The following is a 22,111-nucleotide window of genomic DNA, read 5'->3' as shown; positions in this document are numbered from 1 at the left end:
CTAAAGTCGGTTGATCTGAATATCGCCGCTGTCGAGTTCGACGTCGGCGACGAATTCCACGGGAACGTTGAGCGGTTCGGCTTTCATGTCGGCGTGAACGATGAAGCGTAGCTTGAGTTGCTCAGGGCCGACCGAGCCGTCGCGGCGGACGCGGATTGTCTTGCGATCGAGCCTCGGCTCAAAAGTCGTCAGGGTCTCGCGCAGCGCGTTGCTGAGTTCATCGTCAGTGACCTCGTCGATCGAACGATTGGCAATATCGGGAAAGCCATAGTTCAGGATCGACATTCGCACGCAATCCCGGCCGGTCATGTCCAGCGTTGACTCCAGAGCGATCGTATTGAGGAGCGTTTCGAGGTCATGGGAGACCTCGCGCCGCAGCAATGTTTCCGAGATCGGATGGCGTCCCGTGCTGCGCCGGCCTGCGATGATCCGTTCACCGGACTGGTCGCGCAGATTGAGCTCCTTGCGCGCATCACGTGCCTCGTGAGCCGCACGAAAGGCCAGCATGAGCGGAGGAGAAAGCCGATCCTTTTTTGGCGTAAGCGTCATTCCGGTCCCCATGTCGGCCGGCGCATATGCAGCTTCGGGGGCGGCAATTGGCGTCCGGCGTGACCTGCCGTGATCAAGCGTCCAGCCCGAAAACCGGGATAGCCCGAAAGGTGCGGGCGGGATCGCGTCGCCTGGCACCGGTTTCCGCTATCGGTAACCGGCGCCAGACGAGGATCCGTAGATCAAGCCCATTCCTTGTTGGCAGGAACGTCCCAGCCGAAGGTCGGCGACGCGCCGGCGGCGCCCTTCTCCGTCTGGGACTTGTAAGTCATCTTGACCTTCGCGAAGTTCAGACTCACGTTCTCGGTGAGACGCTCTTCGCCGTGCGACCCGCCGGTCGACACGCTGGTGACCAGAACGTGCTTCATCTCGATCTTGAGATATTCCAGTGGGTTCTCGCCGGCCTTGCGAACGGTGAGGATCGCGGTATCAATGTGCTTGCCGTTCGCGCAGACCTTGAACAGTTCCGGCGTGGCCTTGTCAACGAAGTGCGTGAAGTGGAGGTCCTGGACGCTGACCTTGCCGGCGCCGCCGCCGGATCCGCTGTGGAATGTACCGGTCTGGCTTTCGCCGAAAGACCAGCTCAAGACATCGATTTCGTCAGGATGTTTGTCGTCCTTCGATTCGCCCTTGATCGGATCGAGTTTCAAGAAAATATCGACAGCCATAGCATAGTCCTCTCAAAAATCTTGATATTGACGGTCGTGATGACGTGACGTCAGGAGCTCGGGCCCGGCAGGCGCGAGACAAGGCTGAGGCCGACGTCCATCGCTTCAAGTTGAAAGTGGGGACGGAGAAAGAAGCGTGCGTTGTAGTATCCCGGGTTCTCCTCGTTTGCTATGACCTCAACCTTCGCAGCGGCCAGCGGCTTGCGCGCTTTCTGAGCTTCTGACGACAGGGCTGGATTGGCATCAACGTATTCGTTGATCCAGGTCTGCAGCCAGACCGTCAGCTCATCCTTCTCCTTCATGGATCCGATCTTGTCGCGAACCATGCACTTCAGATAGTGCGCAAAGCGAGACACTGCGAACATGTAGGGCAGACGTGACGATAGGTTGTCGGACGCGGTTGCATCCACGCCTTTCTCGCCGAAATACTTCTTCGGCTTGTAGAGCGACTGCGCACCGATGAAGGCCGCCTTGTCGGTGTTCTTGCGATGGATCAGCGGGATAAGGCCCGCCTTTGCAAGTTCGTGCTCGCGACGATCGCTAATGGCGATCTCGGTCGGGCATTTCAGGTCGACGCCGCCGTCGTCGGTGGGGAACGTGTGCGTCGGCAGGTTGATGACCTCGCCGCCGGACTGCACGCCGCGGATGCGCGTACACCAGCCGAACTCCTTGAAGGCACGGTTGATATTGACTGCCATCGCGTAGGCGGCGTTGATCCAGCCGTATTTGTCGCCGGTATGCCCGTCGGTTTCTTCCTCGAAGGCGAACTCCTCCACAGGCTCAGACTTGGCGCCGTAGGGGAGGCGACCCAGTACCCGCGGCATGCAGAGACCGAGATAGCGTGAGTCATCCTGGTCGCGCAGACCCTTCCATGCCGCATATTCCGGCGTGTCGAACACCTTGCCGATGTCGCGGGGATTGGACAGTTCGGTCCACGAATCCATTCCCATCAGCGTGGGTTCGGCTCCGGCGAAGAAGGGGGCGTGTGCCGCGCCGGCAATCTTGCTGAGATCGCGCATCAACTGCACGTCGGTGGGCAGATGGCTGAAGTAGTAGTCTCCGATGAGGCAGCCGAACGGCTCACCACCCAACTGGCCGAACTCGTACTCGTAGACCTGCTTGAAGAGCGGGCTCTGATCCCAGCGGGCGTCCGGGTAAAGCCGGAGGTTGCGATAGAGCTCACTCTTGGAGACGTTCATCACGCGAATTTTGAGATTGGCGTCCGTCTCGGAGTTGAAGACGAGGTAATGCAGACCGCGCCAGGCGCTTTCGATCGCCTGGAACTCCGGTGCGTGGAGGATCTCATTCATCTGCGCGGTGAGCTTCTGGTCGATCCGCGCGATCATCTCCTCGATGGTGTCGAGGACGTCGGATTTGATGACGCTGGTGTCCTTCAACGCTTCCTGGACGAGCGTTGATACCGCGTTCTCGACTTCGGTCGCCGCGCGTTCAGTGCGAGGCTTGAAGCTTTGCTTCAGCAGGGTCGCGAACTCGTCAGCCTCGACGGTCCCGGTCTGAGTAACGGTTGCTTTCTGACCAGCTTCTTTTGCCATGGTCCCCAGTCCTTCTCTTATTTCTCAGCGTCGGGTTCGGTCGGCTGGCTGGCTGCGCGCTCCTGCAGCGCGGCCATCAGTTGCGGATCGCTGAGAAGCTTCTTCAACTGATCCTCGGCGGCCACCTTGCCGTCCATGTAGCGCAGCAGGTTGGCGAGTTGTTCGCGGGCCTCCAGCAGCTTGGCCGTGGCCGGAACTTGCCGGGCGACCGCCACCGGTGAGAAGTCGGCCATCTTGTTGAAGCGCAGGGCGACGGAAATCTTCTCGTCGGGCGCATCGCCCAGACGATTAGCCACGCGTGTCGTCACGCCGGGCTGAATTGCCGCCATGCGGTTGTCGAAATTGTCCATGTCGAACTCGAGGAATTTGCGCTCCTCGACCTTGGACTTCTCGACGCCGGCGTTGTTGCCGGAAAGGTCGGAGAGGACGCCCATGACAAACGGCAGCTCGATCAGCCGCTCGGCGTCGTAGGGATCTTCGTAGGTGATGTGCACGCGCGGTGCGCGGTTTCGCCGAATGAATTTTTGACCGCTGTCCGTAGCCATGGCTGCCCTCTCTACAAAATCGCTTTGGAAACCGACTTGCGCGACGCAGGCTGATAAGGCGGCTCAACTCGCGGTCGACAAGCTTCCTTATGTCCTGTTAGTGCCGTCGAGCGAAAAGCGGGTTCAATGCGATTTGTCGATTGTCTTGAGCGCCCCCTCGGGCAGGACGTCATTCAAGAGGCTGAGGAAGTCTCGCTGCGCGAGATCGCGCGCGCGATCGACCAAAAAAGGGATCGGGCTGGACGGCTCTGCGGCACGGAAAAATGCCGCCACCTTCGCCAGCAGGCCCAGAGCTTGAGTTCTGTTTTCTGCACAAAAAACAACATCTTGAGATGCGTTCTCGATCGTGGATGAGGATGTTATGGCGAGCTCCGCCATCCGTTCGATCGGCAGGTCGAATACCTTGTCGCGCCCGATGTTGATCGCGGCGCTCTCCACGTGGGTGGGCACCAGCATCCGCATCACCTCGATGAATGACTTGCCGACCATCTCCTGGGCCTGGCGCACCAGCAACAGCGCCGGGTTGGACGGTTCCATTCGGGCAAAATAGTCGCCCGCGGCCGCAAGTGCTGCGGCGGCCTGCGCTGACGAAGCCAGCGCGCCGGTCGTTTCCAGTGGCGCTTGCGCGTCAACCGGTGCGGCATCGTCCGATGGCGCGGCCACTGCGGCCGGATCACGCTCCGTGACAATACCCGCAAGCCACGCGGCCATACCGTTTACGACACCGGAGACTCGATCGAGGCTGATGGGTTGACCCGTGTTCAACTTTTCGTGCCAGATCGCCTTGAGGCCTGAAATTTCAGCCGCGACCGCCGAGCACCGGGCACTCACGTCCTTGAGGGTGTCGAGATCCGTGTCGCCGATGATGCGCTCGATGGTCGCTAGATCGGGTCCGTCCGCGTCGGCATCGCCGGGGGCAATTTCGCCTTTGGCGACCTGATAGGCCCGGTAATTGATGCTGCCATGCCTGCGGTTTTCGATCAGCGGAAGGAATTGGAGGGGGTTGATCACGGTTGGAAACACGTCGATCGCTTCGACCGTGACGGCCCGAAGCGCATAGTCGCCGTCTTCGGCCCTCGGATGCACCGCTTCCCACTGATCCCTCAGCAGCGTGGTGGTCGCCTTCAGGCAATTCAGAAAGCCGTCGAGATCCCGGTTGAGGATGGAGAACTTGGCCAGCAGCATGTTCAGGCGCAGATCGCGGGTGCGCGCCAGAAGGGGCCGTACGGCCTCAAACTGGCCCGCGATATCGACGGTCTTTGGATCGAACCGCCCGCGCTCTCCATTGGCGTTGACGACCTCGAAATACGACATCGGCAGCAGGGATTCCGCACCTGCGAAAAAATTGAGGTACTGGATGTCGCCGGCGGCGTCGAGATCCGGGCCGCAGGGATCATCGGCCGTTATGGCCTGGGTGAGGGATGCGACGTCGAGCATGCGAGGATCATCCGCCTCCTAAGCCATCCGCCCCACTGCCGAAGCCCGTGTCATCCAGCGGATGGGGCAGGGGAAGATCATGATCTGATAGCCTTGATAGGTCAGATGCATGATGGCCCTGGTTCATTCGCCAACGATCATGACAGTTTCGCGTGAACCGGCAAGCTCTTGGAGGCGACTATACTTGAGGGCCGGGGTGGTTCTTTGGACGGCTCCTGTGGCGCGTCAGAAGGCCCACCCACCCCGCGGCAGACTTGCCGGCCCTGCCAGTGGCAGAAGGGATTGCCGCGGTTCCTGCATGACGCCCGATCTGCACTTGTGCCGATCACGCGGACGACGAGGGAGTTAACGCCCACATGGGCCAGCTTACCCAGGATACCCGCCTCTGCGAACTCAAGACGCCTCTCGGCAAAGACGTTCTGGTTTTCGTCGGATATGAGGCTTCGGAAGGACTTAGCGAACTCTTCGAATATCGCATCGAGTGTCTCAGCGAAGATGCCGATCTCGACTTCGACCGCGCGATCGGTCAGCAGTGTACGTTGACCATCAAGCTGCACGAAAAGGAACGCGAGTTCAGCGGCATTCTCACCGAAGCCCAATGGCTGGGGGTGAAGAACGACTATTTCAGCTATCGGATCGTACTGAGGCCTTGGCTATGGCTGTTGTCGCGAACCACCGATTGCCGGATCTGGCAGGACAAGAAGGCGCCCGATATCATCAAGGAGGTCTTCAACGATCGCGGCTTCACCGACTATGAATCCAAGCTGACCGAAGAGGGCTCCTGTCCGAAGCTCGAATATTGCGTTCAGTATCGGGAGACCGATCTGAATTTCGTTTGCCGGCTGATGGAACAGCACGGCATCTACTACTATTTCAAGCACGAGGGCGGCAAGCACACGCTGGTGTTGGCGGACTCCAAATCGTCGCACAGCCCGATCAACGGTCTTGCCACGATACCCTACATTCCGCTGACGGGAGCCGACCGGCGCGGCGAGCAACACATCTACGAATGGGTCTCGGAGCGCCGGTTTCGGACCGGCAAGGTCGAGCTCAACGACTACAACTACCAGAAGCCCAACGCGCAGATGATCAGCGACGCCAAGGGTAACGAGCACTACACGCGGTCGGAGATGGAGTTTTACGACTATCCAGGCAAGTTCAAGGAAAAATCCGACGGCGAGCGTTACGCGAAGATCCAGCTCCAGTCCGAACAGGCCATGGACCGGCGGCGGCGCGGCAACGGCGACGCGGTCAACCTGTTCCCCGGCGGACTGACCAAGCTCGAAAAGCACCACAAGGACTCGCAGAATGTCGAATATCTCGTGGTGCGAGCCACCCATTCGTTCTCGATCGAATCCTATCGCACTGGCGGCCCGAGCGACGCCGGCCAACACGTCTATTTCGGCAGCTACGAGTTTCTGCCAAGTGATCGGCCGTTCCGCGCGCCGATGTTGACGCCGAAGCCGAGGATCAACGGCGTCCAGACCGCCAAGGTGGTGACCAAGGACGACAATTCCAGCGAGGAGATCGACGTCGAAAATCTCGGCGAAATCTATGTCCGGTTCTTCTGGGACCGGAAGAAAAAGCGGTCATGCCGGTTGCGCGTCGCCCAGGTCTGGTCCGGTAAGAAATGGGGCGGTCAGATCATTCCGCGCGTCGGACAGGAGGTGGTCGTCGAATTCCTGGAAGGAGATCCGGACCGGCCGCTGGTGATCGGCACGGTGTATAACGACGAATACAAGCTGCCCTACGATCTGCCGTCCAAGAAGACGATCGCGGGATTGAAATCGGACTCCACCAAGGGGGGCGGCGGCTACAACGAGTGGAACTTCGAGGACAAGAAGGGCTCCGAGAAGATCACTGTGCACGCCGAGAAGGACCACGACGTGACGGTCCGCGACACCGAGACGCGGACGATCGGCGAAGCGGCGCTCGGTGGTGACACCCGCAAGACCACCCTCGTCAACGGCAACGACAAGCTCGACATCGAGCTGGGCGGCCAGCATATCACCATGACGATGGATCAGTCCGTCACCGCGGGCCTGACCATCACGCTCATGGCGAACGTCAACATCACCCTGCAGGTTGGTCCCAGCCAGATCATCCTGACCCCTGCGGGTATCGTCATCAACGCGCCGACCATCGCGATGACGGCGCAGGGCGCCATGGCACTCGCAGCCGGGGGACCGCTGGGCGCCCACGGCCTGCCAACTCTTGTCGGCTGACCGCTATGAGCCAGGCTCGGTTCGGTACGGTGCAGGATCTATTTCAGGCCTATCCGATGGCGCGCCACGACGTCGGCAAGGCCGAAGTCGACAAGCCCTCGCTTGACTTCCTCCAGGACGCCACCGATGCGCGCAATTGGCACGGGGCCGTCTCTTTCTGCGCCTATCTGCTGCCCAGGCGCGTGGCGGTTGCCTGGGGATGCCGTTCGTTGCGACGGATGTTCGACCAGTTCGACGCCAACGACAGTAGGGCGCTGAATTTCGTGGAGACCTGGGTCCGGCAGCCGGACGAGCAATCCCGGAACAAGGCGCTGGCGGTCGGCAATGCCAACGATCCCGAGCAGCCGGCGACATGGTTGGCGCTGGCGGCCGGATGGTCCGGCGGAAGCGTGGTTCCAGCAGAATTTGCGCCGGTCGAGGCCAAGCCCGATCAAGCCGCGCGCGCGGTGCGGGCGGCCCTGCTGATCGCCCTTTGCCGGCTCCCCCGCGAGTCCCGGGACCGGATAATGACGGCATGCCTGGAGGATGGTATTCAATTAGCACGCGGCGAACCGCGCCCTCCGCGCTGATGAGACGATGAGATGGTGCTTCGCTTCAATATCGAGAACGAACCGAACCTTCCGGACGGCGGCCCTGTGTCATTTTCGGTCACCGGCAGGCGTTCGGTCGATATTGGCCGGGACCGTCACCTCGACTGGACGTTGCCCGATCCGGCGCGGATGATTTCCGGAAAGCATTGCGAGGTGCATTTTCGCGACGGCGCCTATTGGCTGCATGACGTCTCGACCAATGGCACTTTTCTCAATGGCGCCGACCAGCGCATCCGGGGGCCACACCGGTTGCGCGACGGCGATCGGCTTACCATTGGCCACTACATCATCGGAGTTTCACTGGAGGACGAGGAGGGCGGGCGCGTCGCGGACCGCGAGGCACAACCGCGCGCTTCTCCCGTCCAGCAGCATGCCGGGTACCAGGAGCTTTGGGCGGCCGACCGCGACGTGCCGCCGCCGATCGATCCGCAGCAGCTGAAGAACCCACGCGAGGCGGCGCGGCCGATCAATCCGGAGTTTCTGGATTGGGCCGCGAGCGTCCCGGCGCCGGGAGTGGATCCGTTTCGACGTCCATCGCCGACGCCTCCGCACCAGCCCGATGCGCAGGACGAATTGAGCTGGGCCGCCGGCCCGGTCGCGACGCCGAGAGCACTGGTGGAGCCACCACCTGCCATGCCGACCCCGCGCCGGCCATCGGTGTGGACCGATGATGAAACAGCGCCCGTCCAGCCGCCGCCATCGCCGGCGTGGTCACGGCCACCCGTTGAGCAGTCACGCCCGGCACCAGTGGTGGACGAAGGGCCCGTCGCGGCCAAGCCGGTCGGCAGCACCGAGTTCGCACGGCTGGTGGCACGTGCTGCGGGGTTGCCGGACAATTTCTTTGCCAACAAGACCGACGCGGAGCTCGCCGAACAGCTCGGCACGATCTTGCGCATGACCGTAGACAATCTGATGGCGCTGTTGCAGGCGCGAACTCAGGCCAAGCAGCTGACCCGCAGCACCAGCCAGACGACTGTCCAGGCCGTGGAGAACAACCCGCTGAAGTTCTCGCCGACTTCGGAAGAGGCCATGCGCATATTGTTCGGGCCGCGGACGCGCAGCTATCTCGACGCGCAACGAGCCTTCGCGCAGGGCTTCAGCGACCTCAAATCGCATCAGTTGAAGACGTACATGGCGATGCAGCACGCCGTCCACGAGCTCATCGCCGGCATCGATCCGACGCTCATGGCGCGCGAGCTCGAGCTTCAGCGCGGCGCCAACTCTTGGTTCGGCTCGAACAAGGGCAAACTCTGGGACGAATTCCTGACGCGCTGGAAAGCGCATCTCGGCCGCGACAATAGCGCGCCGATCGATACCTTCATGTTGCATTTTTCGGACTATTACGACCGCGCCGACAAGGGCGGATCAAAGTGACTATCGGCGACCACGCGGTCGCCGAACATTGGTAAGTGGATGCAGGAATGTCTTGGTACAGCAAGGTTTTCTGGTCAGAAGGACTGTTTCTGCGGCCGCACCATCTGCAGCAGAACGATCGCTATATCGAACATTTGCTGGAAAAGCGCGTTCGCTACACAACGCCATACCCCTGGGGATTCGCCCAGCTCGAGATCGACAAGGACCTCACCGAACAGAGCAAGTTCGCAGTGCGCAACGCGTCCGGCGTCATGCCGGACGGAACGCCGTTCGACATCCCCGCAGACAGCCCGATTCCGGAAGCGATCGAGGTGCCGGATTCCGCCGCCGGCCAGATCGTCTGGCTGATGATGCCGATCGCAGCGCCAAACACCCGCGAGGTTGATGAGGATCGCACCGACAGCGCCAGTCGCTATGTTCGCACGTCCGAGACCTTCATCGATTCGACCTCGGCGCTGCGCATCGAGGAAGAGATCGACATCGCTTATCCGCGGCTGTCGTTCGAACTGCGCAAGACCAGCAAGCCGGGATACATGGGACTCGGCATCGCGCGCATTCTGGAAGTGCGCGACAAGAACGTCCTGTTCGACGACAAGTTCGTGCCGCCGATGCTGGTCTGCGCCGCACATCCCATCATCGACGGCTGGCTCAATCGCATCATCGGCTGGGTCGAGACCAAGCTCGACGAGCTGGCACGTTACGCGGTCGATCCGTCGTCCGGGGGCGGGTTGCAGAGCGTCGACTATCTGGTGCTGCAGGTGCTGAACCGGACCATTCCCGTGCTGACCCATTTCCAGCGTTCGGGCAGCGTTCATCCGGAACGACTGTACGAGGAGCTGCTGGGGTTCGCCGGTGAGCTTGCGACGTTTGCCACACCAGAACGCCGTGCTCGCAACTATCCGGCGTACGATCACGACGATCTCGAGAATATCTTCACACCCCTGGTGAGCGACATCCAGGACTTCCTGAGCGCGCGGCTGGGCCGGCGGGCGATCCGCCTGGAGATCATCGAGCGCGCCCAGAATGCGTTCGTGTCGCCGATCCGCGACCGGGCGCTGTTCCGGAATGCGACCCTGGTGCTGGAGGTCGCCGCACGGCGGCCGCTCGTCGAGATCCAGAACGACTTCCCGCATTTGTTCAAGGTCGGCCCGAACACCAAGATGAACGAAATCGTGCACGCCAACTTGCCAGGGTTGACGCTGGTGCACCTGCCGACCCCGCCGCCGCACATCCGGGCCATCACCGATCACGTCTACTTCTATCTCGATCGCAAGTCGCCGCTATGGCCGGAGTTCAGCACGGCGGCCTCGATCGGGATGCATTTCTCCGGCGACTGGCCGGAGCTCGAGCTGTACCTTTGGGCTATCCTGGAAGACAGGCCATGAGCGACAGGGACAAGCCGGTCAATCCTTTCGGTCGGGGCGAGCGGACGATCATTCGTCCCAATCCCGGCGGGAGGTTGCCGCCGGCGCCCGCCGCTCAGCCTCCGGCGGGCGAGGGACCCGCAGCACGTCCAAGCTATTCGCCGTCACCTGTGCAGTCTCCCGGCGCGCCCGCGCCTTCCTCGCCGTCATCCTCTTCTCCCATTCCGCAGCACCCGAGCTACGCCGCTGCGCCGATCAGCCAGCCGTCCGAGGAATGGATATCGACACCCGCGCAGGCACCGGCGCAGCAGGGGATGCTGCCGCCCGGACCGCCGCTGCGCGTCGACGATCTGGTGGCGCCAAACGCCAATCCGGTGATGCGTGCGGCCGGCCCTTTGCTGCAACTGCTTGGCCGGTTGCGCGTGGCGCTCATGCGTGCGTCATTCGCGAGTCTGATGGAGCAGGTCGCCGACGCGATCAAATTCTTCGAGAAGGATATCCGTTCGGCGGGGATCTCCGAGCATCAGGCCAACACGGCGAAATACATCCTATGCGCCACCGCCGACGATATCGTGCAGCACATCCCGACCGATGAGCGCCACGTCTGGACGCAATATTCCATGCTGAGCCGATTCTTCGGCGAGCGGGTGGGTGGTGTCCGTTTCTTCGAGATCCTCGACCATTTGAAGGTTGATCCGCTGATCAACTATCCAGTGCTCGAACTGCAGCATGCCTGTCTCGCGCTCGGCTTCCAGGGCATCCACCGTACGTCGGCAGGCGGGCTTGCGAACCTGCAGGTGATCCAGCGCAACCTCTACGAATTGTTGCGCCGGGTCCGTCCCAAGACGGTGAGCGACCTGTCGCCCAACTGGAGGGGGCAGGCGCTGGCCGGTCGCCGGCAGCGTCTCCGCGTTCCGGTCTGGCTGGTGGCAGCCGTGGCCGCCGCGCTATTGACGGGGTCCTATTTCGTCCTGCGAACGCTGCTGGCCGGGCGGGCGGAGAACGCTGCCGAAGTCGCTCTGGCGCTGCATCCCAGCGATCCGATCGAGCTCAAGCGCAAGGTCATTGCACCTCCGCCTCCACCACCTCCGCCGCCACCGCCGGACCGTATCACCCAGCTGCAGCGCATCCGCAACGCGCTCGCCAAGGAAAACACCGCCTGTGCCATGACTGCGGACCAGACCGCGAGCTTTATCGTGATCAGGGTCTGTGACCTCGTGTTGTTCTCGTCAGGCCAGGCCACCGTCCTCGACGGCTTCAAGCCGGTTGCGACCCGCGTCGCAGCAACTCTCGACAAGGAGCCGGGACGAATCCGGGTCGTCGGTCACACCGATAGCTCGCCGATCCGCACAGTGCGTTTCCCTTCGAACTTCGAGCTGTCGGTCGAGCGCGCCAAGGCGGTTGCCGCCGCGCTGAAGCCCGGCCTGACCGATGGTTCGCGCGTCGACGTTGAAGGCAAGGGAGCGGACGCGCCGATCGCACCCAATTCGACGCCTGACGGACGCGCCAAGAACCGGCGTGTCGAGATATTCATCGAACGCAGCGAATAAGCAGGCTCCACGGCTCACGCGGTTTGCGACAGGTACCGATCAATGCTTGCCAAGGATATCATCCGCATCATTCTCTACGGAGTTGGGCTCAGCTCGCTCGGCGCCGTGATCTATTTCGCAGGTCCCTTCATTGCATTCGGCGACTGGCATCCGCTCGAGAACCACATCATCCGCCAGATCGCGATTCTGCTGCTGACCACGGCCGTGGCGAGCGTCGCCGCCTTTAGTTTCTTCAAGCGGCGCAAGAATGCCAAGGAGATCGCCGACGGGATCAGTGCGGCAGATCAGCCCGTCAGCGATGAGCCGGTTCTCAAGGAGCGCATGAAGGATGCGCTTGCCACGCTGAAGACCGCAAGCGGCAACAAATCGGGCTATCTCTACGATCTGCCCTGGTACGTCATCATCGGCCCGCCCGGCGCCGGCAAGACCACCGCGCTGGTCAATTCCGGGCTCAAATTTCCGCTCGCACGCGGGGCAACGCCGGCTGCGGTCGCGGGGGTCGGCGGTACCCGCTATTGCGATTGGTGGTTTACCGAGGAGGCCGTGCTGATCGATACGGCCGGCCGCTATACCACTCAGGATTCCAACGCCAAGGCCGATAAGGAAAGCTGGCTGGCCTTCCTCGACATCCTCAAGAAGAGCCGGTCACGCCAGCCGATCAACGGCGTCCTGGTCGCCATCAGTATCGAGGACGTGCTGACGCTGCCGAAGCAGGAGCTCGCGCTTCACGCCGACGCCATCAGAATGCGCCTGCTCGAGCTGCATCAGAAGCTCAAGGTCAGCTTCCCCGTCTACGCGCTATTTACCAAGGCCGATCTCGTTGCCGGCTTCACCGAATACTTCGCCTATCTCGGCGAGGCCGGCCGTCGGCAGGTCTGGGGTGCGACATTCCAAACCGCTGACAAGACCCAGAATCTGGTGGGACAGATACCCGTCGAGTTCGACCGTCTGCTGGAGCGCCTGAGCGAGGAGACACTCGACCGCCTGCAGGACGAGCCGACGCCGCAGCACCGCGTGCAACTGTTCGGCTTCCCGGCACAGATGGCGCGGCTCAAGCCCCAGATCCACGACTTCCTCAACCAGATCTTCGAGCCGACGCGCTACCACGTGAACGCGAACTTGCGCGGATTCTACTTCACCTCGGGTACGCAGCAAGGGACGCCCATCGACCAACTGATCGGGTCGCTGGCGCGCACGTTCGGCGCGGAGGAGGTCGGTTCCGGATCCTATTCAGGGACGGGCAAGAGCTATTTCCTCGCCGATCTCATTTCCAAGGTCATCATCGGCGAGGCCGACTGGGTCTCGACCGACCGTGCGGCGGTGCGCCGCGCACTGATCCTGAAAACAGCAGCGCTATCCTTGATCGGTCTGGTCTCGATCGGGCTGATCGCGGGATGGCTGACCAGCTACAAGCGCAATTCTGACTTGATCGAGCAGAGTGTGCAGGCGGACAACGAATATGCAGCCGCCGGAGCGCCTCTCATCAAGCAGACGCTGATCGACGATCATGATCTCGACAAGGTGTTGCCACTGCTCTATCGGCTGCGCAACGCCCCGGCAGGCTACGGATCGCGCAACGAATCGGTGCCCCTGTCGGCCCGTTACGGGCTCAGCCAGCACGCGCGGCTGATGTCCCCCTCCAAGGCGGCCTATCATACGGCGCTCGAGCGCATGTTCAGGCCACGCCTGCTGTATCGTTTGGAGGAGCAGCTCAACACGCGCATCAACGAATCTGCGTTCGTCTACGAGGCGCTGAAGGTCTATCTGATGCTCGGCGGCCTGCAGTCGCCGGACCGCGAGTTGATCCGCTCCTGGATGCAGCGCGACTGGCAGGACAACCTCTATCCCGGCGCAACCAACGCAGAAGGACGGCGCCTGCTCGATGAGAACCTCACGGCGATGTTCGACCTCGAGACGGAGCAGCCCCCGCTTGTCGAGCTGGACGGCCGGCTGATCAAGCAGGCGCAGAACTCGCTCGCGCGCCTGAGCGTCTCGCAGCGCGCCTACGAATTCCTGAAATCCGAGGCTCGCTCATCGACTGCAGGCGACTGGCTCGCCGCCCGCCGCGGCGGTCCTGATATGGCGGTCGTGTTCGAAACCACGACGGGGCAGCCTCTGGACGCTGTGCGGGTGCCCCAGTTCTTCACGTATAACGGCTTCCAGCAGAACTTCGTCGCCCGGCTGCCCGGTTTGTCGGAGCGCATGAAGAAGGAACGCTGGGTTCTGGGCGATGCCGGCCAGCAGTCGGCCATCGACCAGCAGTACGACAACCTCGCCGGCGACCTCTTGAACATCTATTCCAACGAGTTTGTCACGACTTGGCGGACCGCGCTGGGCAGCTTGCGTCTGAAGAAACTGCTCGCCGACAAGCCGAAATACGAGGTGCTAAGGGCGGTTTCCGCGCCGACCTCACCGATGCGGCAAATCCTGGAATCGGTGCGCGACGAGACGATGCTGACCAAGGAACGGCCGAAGCCGGCGAACGCGGCCACGAACCCGGCCACGCCTGCCGTGGCCGCGCCGCCACTGTTCACCAACGCCCAGGATGGACCACTCGGGACGACGATCGAAGCGCAGTTCAAACCATATCAGGCGGTGCTGGAAGGCGACAGCACCCGCCGGCCGATCGACTCGACCATCGCCAACCTGAACGATATCGCGCAGAATCTGACGCTGATGATCGAGAACCCGCAACTGACCGCGCAGGCGACCGCTTCGCTTCAGAGCCAGGTTGCGGCCCTGCGCAACAACGCCTCGCGCATGCCGCCGCCGTTCTCCGACATGCTGCGCGCGGCCGCCGCGGAGTTCGAGGGCAGTATTGCCGCCTCGACTGCCGGACAGATCCTGCAGGCGCTGCGCGATCAGGTCACGCCGGTTTGCCAGCAGACGGTGACCAACCGGTATCCGTTCGTCCGCGGCAGCAATCAGGAGGTGCCACTCGCCGATTTCGCCAAGCTTTTCAGTCCGAACGGCGTGATGGACAAATTCTTCACCCAGTTCCTGGCGTCTTACGCCGACACTTCGCGATCAGATTGGACGTGGCGGAAGGAGAGTCCCGTCGGCCGATCGTTCTCGCCCGACACGCTGAAGCAGTTCCAGAATGCGGCCTATGTCCGCGACGCCTTCTTCCAGACCGGCGGTGGCGTGCCGGCGGTGTCGTTCGCGATCCGGCCGCCCGGGGCATCCGGACCGGGCGTGACGGTCAAGACCGAGATTGGCGGCACGACGATCACCAGCCCGGTCACGCCGGGCCCGCCCACGGCTTCGTCCATGTTCGGCGGGCCGCAACCTCCGCCACCACCGCCGCAGCCTCAGAGCAACGCACCGACCACCGTCCTATGGCCGGGTCCGTCGCCGCGGACGGCAATTTCGGTCAGCAACGATATCGGGCCGCCATCCGTGCTCGAGCGCATCGGTCCCTGGTCGTTGTTCCGGATGCTAGAGGCTGGATCTTTGGTGGTGAAAGCGGAAACCGCCAGCGCGACTTTCATCGTCGCGGGGCGCGAGCTCAACTATCAGATTTCGACCGGGTCGTTGCGCAATCCCCTCAACCTGTCGGTGCTCCGCGAGTTTCGTTGCCCGACCGGAATATGACCATGCGTTGTGGGCTATTCGGCAAGATCGGCGCTAAGCGTGATTTCATCGCGATCGCCACCCCGCGCAGCTTCCTGGAAGCCTGGGAGCCATGGGTGCAGTCTGCGCTGTCGGCCAGTCGTCATCAGCTTGGCCCGGGCTGGCAGCAGGCGTTCCTGACCGCACCGGTCTGGCGATTCTGGCTTGGCGCCGCCATCTGCGGCACGACGGTGGCGGGGGCAATGATGTCTTCGCTCGACGGGGTGGGGCGGTATTATCCATTGACGCTGCATGTGGTGTCGGACGAAAGCGCCTTGCTGCCGCCGCCGAGCGTCGATCCTCAGGATGAATGGTACGGACAGGCGGAGGCGTTCCTGCTTTCGACCCTGGATCAAACTTCTACCTTTGAGCAGATATCGGGTGCCCTGGATCGTCTCGCGCTGCCGCGACCGCAGGCGCCGATCGCCGACGAATCGCAAATGATCGCACTGGGCGCAACGACCGTCGGAGCGGTTTCAGCGGATGACGCATTCACCAAGTCCTTTGCCGCGCTTTCCGCTGCCAGTCCGCAGATCTATGCTGCGGCAAGTTTCTGGTGGACCGCGGGTGGCGAAGGCTTTCCATCAATGGCGCTCGCTTGCCGCGGATTGCCGGATCCATTTCACTATTCCACACTGTTGACCGGCGATCTCGGCCGTGCAGCATCCGGGACGGGGTGACGCGCGATGGTGCATGTCCCTTCCTTGTTCGATGTCGGCAGCGTCACTCATGCCGGACGGGTGCGGACGCGAAACGAAGATTCATGCCTGGTCCGGACCGATGTCGGCCTGTGGGCCGTTGCCGACGGTATGGGCGGTCACGAGGCCGGCGATCTCGCCAGCCGCATCGTCGTGCAGTCGCTTGATACGATCGACTTGCCGGACTCGGCCGCCGACTTGCTGGCGCAGTGCGAGGAGCGGCTGTTCCACGCGAACCGGCAGATCCTGTCGCTCAGCAAGGAGCGGCAGGGTGCCACCGTCGGCACCACGGCGGCGGTTCTGCTCGTGCGCGACGGCTATTATGCCTGCATATGGGCGGGCGACAGCCGGGTCTACCTGGTCAACCGGGGCAGCATCAATCAGGTATCGCATGATCACAGCGAGCTGGAGGAACTGATTGCCGGCGGCGCGGTGTCGCGCGAAGACGTCAAGGACTGGCCGAGCAATGCCATTACGCGGGCCGTTGGCGTCGCCGACGATCCGGAGTTCGAGGTCGTGACAGGTCCGGCCGAGCCGGAAGACGTCTTCGTGATCTGCAGCGACGGCTTGACCAAGCATGTGCAGGACGACGAGATCCTGCAGCATGCGATCACGCGGCACGCCCAGGCGGCTTGCGATGACATGCTCGCTTTGGCTCTTGATCGGGGAGGGCTCGACAACGTGACGATCGTGGTTGTGCGGCTGCTGGTGCCGCGATCCTCGGAACCGACAAGATCGCCGCTGGATCGGGAGCCGCAACCATGACCGTCAACGATCCATTCCCGTCGGGCTACCGCGGTGTGCCGCCCGGCACCCGCCTCAACGGCATCTACGAGATCGAAGCGGTGATCGGCGCGGGCGGCATGGGTGAGGTCTACAAGTGCCGTGAGATCCAGACCGGATCGCCGGTTGCGGTGAAAATGCTGCTCCCCGACATGGTCGACAACGAGGCCGCGCTCGCGCTGTTCCGGCGGGAGGCAGCGGCGCTTCACAATCTCCCGCACGATGCGATCGTTCGCTACTTCCTGTTCACCGTGGAGCCCGTGCTGCAGCGACCGTATCTCGCGATGGAGTTCGTGAACGGCCGTTCGCTCTCGAACATGCTCGACGAAGGGCCGTTGACTTTCGAGGCGCTGGTCAAGCTGATGCAGCGCGTTGCATCGGGACTTGAGGCCGCCCACGAGCACGGCATCATCCATCGCGACGTTTCCCCGGACAACATCATCGTGCCGCTCGACGATGTGAGACGCGCCAAGATCATCGATTTCGGTATCGCCCGATCGACCCAGATGGGTGACAAGACCATCATCGGTTCGGGCTTCGCCGGCAAGGACAACTACGCGTCCCCGGAACAGGTCGGCCTGTACGGCAACGAGATCACAGCGAAGTCCGACGTCTACAGCTTCGGCCTCGTGCTGTTCCATGCGCTGACCGGACAGAAGCTCGACATGGGCGGAAGCCAGTTTCAACTGGTGGAGAAGCGCCGGCGTGTGCCCGATCTCGGTGCGGTAGACATGCGCATCAGGCCCTTGCTGGAGCGGATGCTGCAGCCCGATCCGGCGTTGCGTGCGACCATGGCGGAGGTCGCCAAATGGACGCCGACAGGTCCGCCTCAGACATCCACCGCGCCGCTGTCCGGCTTCGATCCGCTGGCGCCGCCGGAAAGCGCGGCGCCGGCCTGGCAGGACAGGGCGCCCTCAACCGCGCAGAGGAGGCCGCGGAGTCTCTGGCTCTATGCGAGCGCAGCCGCGGTGCTGCTCCTGTTGGGCGCGGGTGGATATGCCTTCTACAAGCTGGTCTGGTCGGCGCCTGGCGTGGCGGCCTTGCCGCCGCCTCCGAAACTCGCGGGGACAATGTCGCCGCCGAAAGTCGAGTCCCCTGCACCACAGCCCGGACGTCAGGAGTCGGTGAAGCTGTCACCACCGCCAGCGGTAACACCCACTCCGCCAGCCGAGGGGCAGGGACGAGCCGAACGCATCCGCAAATATGTAACTCAGTATTCCGGCGGCGATTGCTTCTTCATCTTGCCGGTTGCGGTCAGTCAAACGGCCGCCGTGATCGAAGGCTTCGGCGCCTCGACGGCCCCGTTCGATACGTTCGACAAGGCGTTTCGACGGGACCAGGGATTTGAGGCTTCGGTCGGTGTCAGGCAGGTGACCCAGGCCCAGTGCCCGGCCGTCAAGTTCTTGAGCCAGGTAGGAAACGATCAGATGCGAGTGCCGCGCGTCACCCTGTCAGCGACGGAACTGAAGGCTGGCGAAATCCTCAACGGCACCATCGAGAACTTCGCCAATCGTGTGGTGGAACTGCTCGTGGTATCGGATCGCGGTGAGGTGCAGAGCCTGTCTTACCTTCTGAAGCCGGGCATTGACTCGCTGTCGTTTTCGCTCCCGGTCCCGCGCGCGAGCGGTCCGCAACTGATCTTGGCCGTAGCGACTCCGCAGGTTCTGGACTCGTTGCGCCAGCCGCGGCCGATCGCTGCCGACACGTTCTTCCTGCAGGCGCTGAGTGACGCCCAGCGCAACCACGTGACGATCACCGCGGCCGCGCGCTACGTGATGCTTACGAACTGATCGGCGCTCAGAATTTTCCAATCACCAGGATCTTCAGGTCGGTATCCGGCTTGAAATCGCTCGCCGTATATTCAAGCGTGTTTCCGGTCGGGGGCGCCTTGAGCCGGCCCTGGCAGAAACTGACCATGCGGTCGCTGCCACCCGGGTCGATGGTCAGCTTGAACGCCCGGATCGGCCCGGCCCAATTCGCGCCGGTCTTGAGCACGTATGAAATGCGCCGCTCCTGCAGCTTGGCGGTGTTGGCCGTGCCGTCGCCGGCGCGCTTGTCGAGCTCGGCAAGGAACCCATCCGTCACGCAATAATCCTTCCGGTAACGCACGACTTCCGGGCCGAGTGCGTTGCTGCGGCGCAGGCCCGGGCGCAGTATGGTGTCAGCGCTGGAGCCGACGCTGGGCCGATACTGGTGTTCGACGACGACGGTGCGGGAAGGCGGAAACACCTGCTGGCGCACGGCAGACGTCCTGGTGACCCAGCCTGGAGCATATTGCTGACGGCCGTTGTCGCTCATTCCGGCAGGCATCAATAGCCCCTCGTCCACAAGTCGGGTTTGGGTCGCTGCCGGGAGGTCGGCCACGCGGATCTCGCGGCTGCCGATGGGCAACAGCGGCAGTTTGAACTGGCGGAGCAGTGCGCTGACATCCTTGTCGCCAATCATGGCGCGCTGATCAATCGTCAGCGGCGCTGGGCTACCGTCGATCCTGGTCTCGAAGTCGACGAAGTTCACCGGGTCGTTCGACGGCAGCGCAATGTTATCGGCCTCCGACAGGTCGATGTCGGGCAGCGGAAAGGCCACAGTCAGCGTAACCGGCTTGCTGGTGACGTTGGCGAACTGATAGCGAACGATGATCTTGTCGAGTGCGATACGCAGGTCCTCGCTCTCCATGGCCACATCGCGGGTGCGAACGAACTGGAGCCCCCCGATCGACAATTCGGCGGCCGAGTCGTTGGCCCGTGCCGGCCAGTTGGTCGCAACCAACAGCGCGACCATCAAGGCTCGGACCCGCAACGACGCGCGGGGCAGGGGTCCGTTCAGCATGCTCGTCTCCATACGGCGTCGCAACATGTGCCGGTCCGCCCGGCAATGAATCAGTCGAGGGCCCGGTAAAGATCGCCCCATTCGGGCTTCCAGACGCCGTCCGGATCGCACACCACGATCGCGAGCTTCACGTCATTGGCCAGCCGGATCGCGCCGCGAAAGGCGTCCTGGGCCGGCAACGGGGCGCTGACCTGGTCATTGGACAGCCTCCCGCCGCTGCTGGCAGCCGGCATCACAACCGATCCGGTGGCGCCGTCAAGGTCGCGTTTCAGGACCAGCGTAATGGCGTCGGGCTGGATCTCGTTGACCTGCTCAAATCTATTCTTGGCCATGATTTCTGCACCGCAAGCTGAAGACATTCGGGCTATCACCGTCCGGTGATAGAATTGAACGCGATTGAGATTGCTCACCACTAATTGACGCGCCGCATCAACGGCATCTCGGATTAGTCGATCTGGCGCGACAATCGGTTCGGGCACATTGAGGCGAACATGTTTCGTCCAACGAGTTGGATCTGGGTATTCATCGCCGGTGCGAGCATTTTCGCCACCGGGACGCACGCCGAGGACACCGTCGTGCGGAGCTTTTCTGGCGGCTCGGCTGCCTCCATGGTCGGCATCGTCCCGGCCGGCGAGGACGTGGAACTGGCAGGCCCCCAGGCGCTCAGTGCCGACGGGCAGGGCAACCTGTTCGTGCTCGATCAGGTCAACGGACGCATTCTCCAGTTCGATCCCAAGCAACCGAATTCCGATCCTGACGTCCTCAAGATGCCGAGGGATGTACAGCCGACCGATCTCGTCGTTCATAACGGCGACATCATGGTTTGGGACGGCGGCGTCCGCACGTTGAAGGCGGCGCCAGACCAGTCTACGCGCGGGCTCGGTGGCGACGAAATCCAACTTGAGGAAGTCTCGAGCCGCGGCACGGATGACCAGGTCGCCATCTCCGCCTTCGCTCAGATGGGATCGCAGCCACCCGGCAGCGCGACCGAGCTGCTCGACCAGAACACCCGCGCGGCCGTCGTCAAAACGGGCCGGCAGCCCGACCGGCAGTACGTCGCGTCCCGCAGCAAGGGCTCGGTCATCGCCGATATCATCCCGGACAAGGGCAATTCCAGCGTGCGGATCGAGATCCAGACCATGGTCACCAATGAGACCATTGGCGCGCTCGGCCTGCGCGTGCGTGACCAGCTCGGTACGGTCGAGTTCCTCGAGATCGACAATAGCGATCGCTTCTATGTGTTGGCCGAAGACATTCCGCCGTCGGGAAAGAACGCATCCACTTTCGTCGTGCGCTATGCCGCCAACGGCCGGCTCGAGGGAATCTACGAGTTGCCTCTCGAGAACACCCCGCTGACGAGGCGGTTCGTCACGATCTCGGGTGACGGCGACGTCTATTTCCTGCGAACCAAGCCAAACGGTGTCGATGTGGTTGGCGTCGGCTTCCGCCCCCTTCGCAACGCGTCGGTGATCGACGCACGGCCGTCGCGGACGGCAACCGCGCAGCCCTACAACAATAGCAAGTTCAATGCGACAGCGGCGGTGCGGCCGTCAAATCGCCAGCAGGCGATCGAGACCGCGTTTGCGTTCGAGGGTGTGCAGTGGAAGCTGACGCAGGCGAACTATGGCAACGATCCGGACAGCCAGTGCAGCGGATTCAACCGCATTCGCCGCCCATGGTACCTTCAGGGCAAGGTAAACCAGGAGGTACGCGGCGTACCCTATTGCTGGGGCTGTCACGGCTCGCTCGCAAACTTCCGGCAGCGCATCGAGAGCGGCACGTTGGCCGGGAATGTCTGCACCCGCAACGCACCGAGGCCGGATGTGGCGGGCGTCGACTGCTCGGCGTTCGTCAGCGCCACGTGGGGACTCTCGGTCCACTACACGACCGCCGCCATTCCCGCGATCGCGTCGCCCGTGACGAACCCCTGGGAGCTGAAGCCCGGCGATGCACTCAACAAGCCGGGCTCCCATGTGATGTTGTTCCTGCGGTTCACGCCGGATCGCAAGGCGGAGGTGATGGAATCTTCGACCGGCGGCTGCAACGGACGCGTTTGCCGCAACATCTATCCGTTGGCGAGCCTGCTTGCGCGCGGCTACACTCCGGTTCGCTTCCGTGCCTTCGCCGATGACCAGACAACCGTTTCGGCTGACGTCTACCAGGACTCCGATGCGCCGACGGGCCGCAAATCGGCGGCTGCGAAAACCGCGACCAAGAGGCGCTGAACCATGTGTGTCACTGGCGCTACAGATGGATAGCGAATGCTGTTCGCAGACTGGACCCGGGACGTTCGGACGACGTGTCGCCGCCACGTCGGACCGGCGCGGTTCGGGAACC

The 22,111-nt window shown here is 62.8% G+C and carries 17 protein-coding genes; 10 read left to right on the top strand and 7 right to left on the bottom strand.

Annotated elements, in window-relative coordinates; genetic code table 11:
• From tssE to ABIA42_RS13930, 5 genes are all read right to left on the bottom strand, one after another.
• On the bottom strand, positions 1-549 hold the full coding sequence (gene tssE, locus ABIA42_RS13950; protein WP_028178523.1) for a type VI secretion system baseplate subunit TssE: 549 nt from the start codon (positions 547-549) through the stop codon (positions 1-3).
• Positions 550-731: 182 nt separating this feature from the next.
• A complete protein-coding gene (locus ABIA42_RS13945; RefSeq protein WP_028178524.1) occupies positions 732-1,217 on the bottom strand; it encodes a type VI secretion system tube protein Hcp in 486 nt (161 codons plus the stop codon).
• 50 nt (positions 1,218-1,267) lie between these two features.
• A complete protein-coding gene (tssC, locus tag ABIA42_RS13940) occupies positions 1,268-2,770 on the bottom strand; it encodes a type VI secretion system contractile sheath large subunit (protein WP_319332839.1) in 1,503 nt (500 codons plus the stop codon).
• A 17-nt stretch (positions 2,771-2,787) separates the two neighbouring features.
• Complete coding sequence (tssB, locus tag ABIA42_RS13935; RefSeq protein ID WP_370112960.1) at positions 2,788-3,315, bottom strand: type VI secretion system contractile sheath small subunit; 528 nt, start codon at positions 3,313-3,315, stop codon at positions 2,788-2,790.
• Between the two features lie 123 nt (positions 3,316-3,438).
• On the bottom strand, positions 3,439-4,752 hold the full coding sequence (locus tag ABIA42_RS13930) for an ImpA family type VI secretion system protein (RefSeq protein WP_370112962.1): 1,314 nt from the start codon (positions 4,750-4,752) through the stop codon (positions 3,439-3,441).
• A gap of 356 nt (positions 4,753-5,108) precedes the next feature.
• Between ABIA42_RS13930 and ABIA42_RS13925 the strand changes: the two genes are divergently transcribed.
• The 9 genes from ABIA42_RS13925 to ABIA42_RS13885 are packed head-to-tail and all read left to right on the top strand — an operon-like array spanning position 5,109 to position 18,738.
• Positions 5,109-6,977, top strand: coding sequence for a type VI secretion system Vgr family protein (locus ABIA42_RS13925; protein WP_370112964.1), 1,869 nt, complete (start codon positions 5,109-5,111; stop codon positions 6,975-6,977).
• Positions 6,978-6,982: 5 nt separating this feature from the next.
• Complete coding sequence (locus ABIA42_RS13920; protein ID WP_370112966.1) at positions 6,983-7,546, top strand: hypothetical protein; 564 nt, start codon at positions 6,983-6,985, stop codon at positions 7,544-7,546.
• A gap of 12 nt (positions 7,547-7,558) precedes the next feature.
• Positions 7,559-8,941: a type VI secretion system-associated FHA domain protein TagH gene (gene tagH, locus ABIA42_RS13915; RefSeq protein WP_370112968.1), complete on the top strand. Its 1,383-nt coding sequence runs from the start codon at positions 7,559-7,561 to the stop codon at positions 8,939-8,941.
• Positions 8,942-8,988: 47 nt separating this feature from the next.
• The gene (tssK, locus tag ABIA42_RS13910) at positions 8,989-10,326 is read left to right on the top strand and encodes a type VI secretion system baseplate subunit TssK (protein WP_370112970.1); all 1,338 of its coding nucleotides are present in this window, start codon (positions 8,989-8,991) and stop codon (positions 10,324-10,326) included.
• Positions 10,323-11,855, top strand: a complete 1,533-nt coding sequence (gene tssL / locus ABIA42_RS13905; protein ID WP_370112972.1) for a type VI secretion system protein TssL, long form — start codon at positions 10,323-10,325, stop codon at positions 11,853-11,855. Before tssK ends, tssL begins: the two co-directional genes overlap by 4 nt.
• Positions 11,856-11,897: 42 nt before the next feature.
• A complete protein-coding gene (gene tssM / locus ABIA42_RS13900; protein ID WP_370112974.1) occupies positions 11,898-15,449 on the top strand; it encodes a type VI secretion system membrane subunit TssM in 3,552 nt (1,183 codons plus the stop codon).
• Entirely contained in the window at positions 15,446-16,147 is a 702-nt protein-coding gene (gene tagF / locus ABIA42_RS13895; RefSeq protein ID WP_370123476.1) for a type VI secretion system-associated protein TagF, read from the top strand. The genes tssM and tagF overlap by 4 nt, the downstream gene beginning before the upstream one ends.
• Before the next feature lie 6 nt (positions 16,148-16,153).
• Positions 16,154-16,930 carry a protein phosphatase 2C domain-containing protein gene (locus ABIA42_RS13890; RefSeq protein ID WP_333921685.1) on the top strand — a complete coding sequence of 259 codons (777 nt, stop codon included), beginning with the start codon at positions 16,154-16,156 and terminating at the stop codon, positions 16,928-16,930.
• Positions 16,927-18,738, top strand: coding sequence for a serine/threonine-protein kinase (locus ABIA42_RS13885; protein ID WP_370112976.1), 1,812 nt, complete (start codon positions 16,927-16,929; stop codon positions 18,736-18,738). The genes ABIA42_RS13890 and ABIA42_RS13885 overlap by 4 nt, the downstream gene beginning before the upstream one ends.
• Before the next feature lie 7 nt (positions 18,739-18,745).
• Here the strand turns inward: ABIA42_RS13885 and ABIA42_RS13880 are convergent, their stop codons facing one another.
• Together ABIA42_RS13880 and ABIA42_RS13875 are read right to left on the bottom strand one after the other, a co-directional pair.
• Positions 18,746-19,726 carry a DUF4424 domain-containing protein gene (locus ABIA42_RS13880; RefSeq protein ID WP_370123479.1) on the bottom strand — a complete coding sequence of 327 codons (981 nt, stop codon included), beginning with the start codon at positions 19,724-19,726 and terminating at the stop codon, positions 18,746-18,748.
• Between the two features lie 98 nt (positions 19,727-19,824).
• Entirely contained in the window at positions 19,825-20,106 is a 282-nt protein-coding gene (locus ABIA42_RS13875; RefSeq protein WP_271528343.1) for a hypothetical protein, read from the bottom strand.
• Positions 20,107-20,265: 159 nt separating this feature from the next.
• On the opposite strand from ABIA42_RS13875, the gene ABIA42_RS13870 reads away from it, so the two are divergent.
• Entirely contained in the window at positions 20,266-21,999 is a 1,734-nt protein-coding gene (locus tag ABIA42_RS13870; protein WP_370112979.1) for a hypothetical protein, read from the top strand.
• Positions 22,000-22,111 lie beyond the last annotated feature (112 nt).

It is taken from the genome of Bradyrhizobium sp. USDA 327 (assembly GCF_041262065.1).
Taxonomy (GTDB): Bacteria; Pseudomonadota; Alphaproteobacteria; order Rhizobiales; family Xanthobacteraceae; genus Bradyrhizobium; species Bradyrhizobium liaoningense.
Note: the sequence above shows the minus strand (reverse complement) of the source record. Positions and strands in the feature narration are given on the sequence as shown.

Bases quoted from the DNA above. Each gene is read 5' to 3' on its own strand.
- tssE (WP_028178523.1), bottom strand. From the start codon at position 549: ATGACGCTTACGCCAAAAAAGGATCGGCTTTCTCCTCCGCTCATGCTG.
- ABIA42_RS13945 (WP_028178524.1), bottom strand. From the start codon at position 1,217: ATGGCTGTCGATATTTTCTTGAAACTCGATCCGATCAAGGGCGAATCG.
- tssC (WP_319332839.1), bottom strand. From the start codon at position 2,770: ATGGCAAAAGAAGCTGGTCAGAAAGCAACCGTTACTCAGACCGGGACC.
- tssB (WP_370112960.1), bottom strand. From the start codon at position 3,315: ATGGCTACGGACAGCGGTCAAAAATTCATTCGGCGAAACCGCGCACCG.
- ABIA42_RS13930 (WP_370112962.1), bottom strand. From the start codon at position 4,752: ATGCTCGACGTCGCATCCCTCACCCAGGCCATAACGGCCGATGATCCC.
- ABIA42_RS13925 (WP_370112964.1), top strand. From the start codon at position 5,109: ATGGGCCAGCTTACCCAGGATACCCGCCTCTGCGAACTCAAGACGCCT.
- ABIA42_RS13920 (WP_370112966.1), top strand. From the start codon at position 6,983: ATGAGCCAGGCTCGGTTCGGTACGGTGCAGGATCTATTTCAGGCCTAT.
- tagH (WP_370112968.1), top strand. From the start codon at position 7,559: ATGGTGCTTCGCTTCAATATCGAGAACGAACCGAACCTTCCGGACGGC.
- tssK (WP_370112970.1), top strand. From the start codon at position 8,989: ATGTCTTGGTACAGCAAGGTTTTCTGGTCAGAAGGACTGTTTCTGCGG.
- tssL (WP_370112972.1), top strand. From the start codon at position 10,323: ATGAGCGACAGGGACAAGCCGGTCAATCCTTTCGGTCGGGGCGAGCGG.
- tssM (WP_370112974.1), top strand. From the start codon at position 11,898: ATGCTTGCCAAGGATATCATCCGCATCATTCTCTACGGAGTTGGGCTC.
- tagF (WP_370123476.1), top strand. From the start codon at position 15,446: ATGACCATGCGTTGTGGGCTATTCGGCAAGATCGGCGCTAAGCGTGAT.
- ABIA42_RS13890 (WP_333921685.1), top strand. From the start codon at position 16,154: ATGGTGCATGTCCCTTCCTTGTTCGATGTCGGCAGCGTCACTCATGCC.
- ABIA42_RS13885 (WP_370112976.1), top strand. From the start codon at position 16,927: ATGACCGTCAACGATCCATTCCCGTCGGGCTACCGCGGTGTGCCGCCC.
- ABIA42_RS13880 (WP_370123479.1), bottom strand. From the start codon at position 19,726: ATGGTCGCGCTGTTGGTTGCGACCAACTGGCCGGCACGGGCCAACGAC.
- ABIA42_RS13875 (WP_271528343.1), bottom strand. From the start codon at position 20,106: ATGGCCAAGAATAGATTTGAGCAGGTCAACGAGATCCAGCCCGACGCC.
- ABIA42_RS13870 (WP_370112979.1), top strand. From the start codon at position 20,266: ATGTTTCGTCCAACGAGTTGGATCTGGGTATTCATCGCCGGTGCGAGC.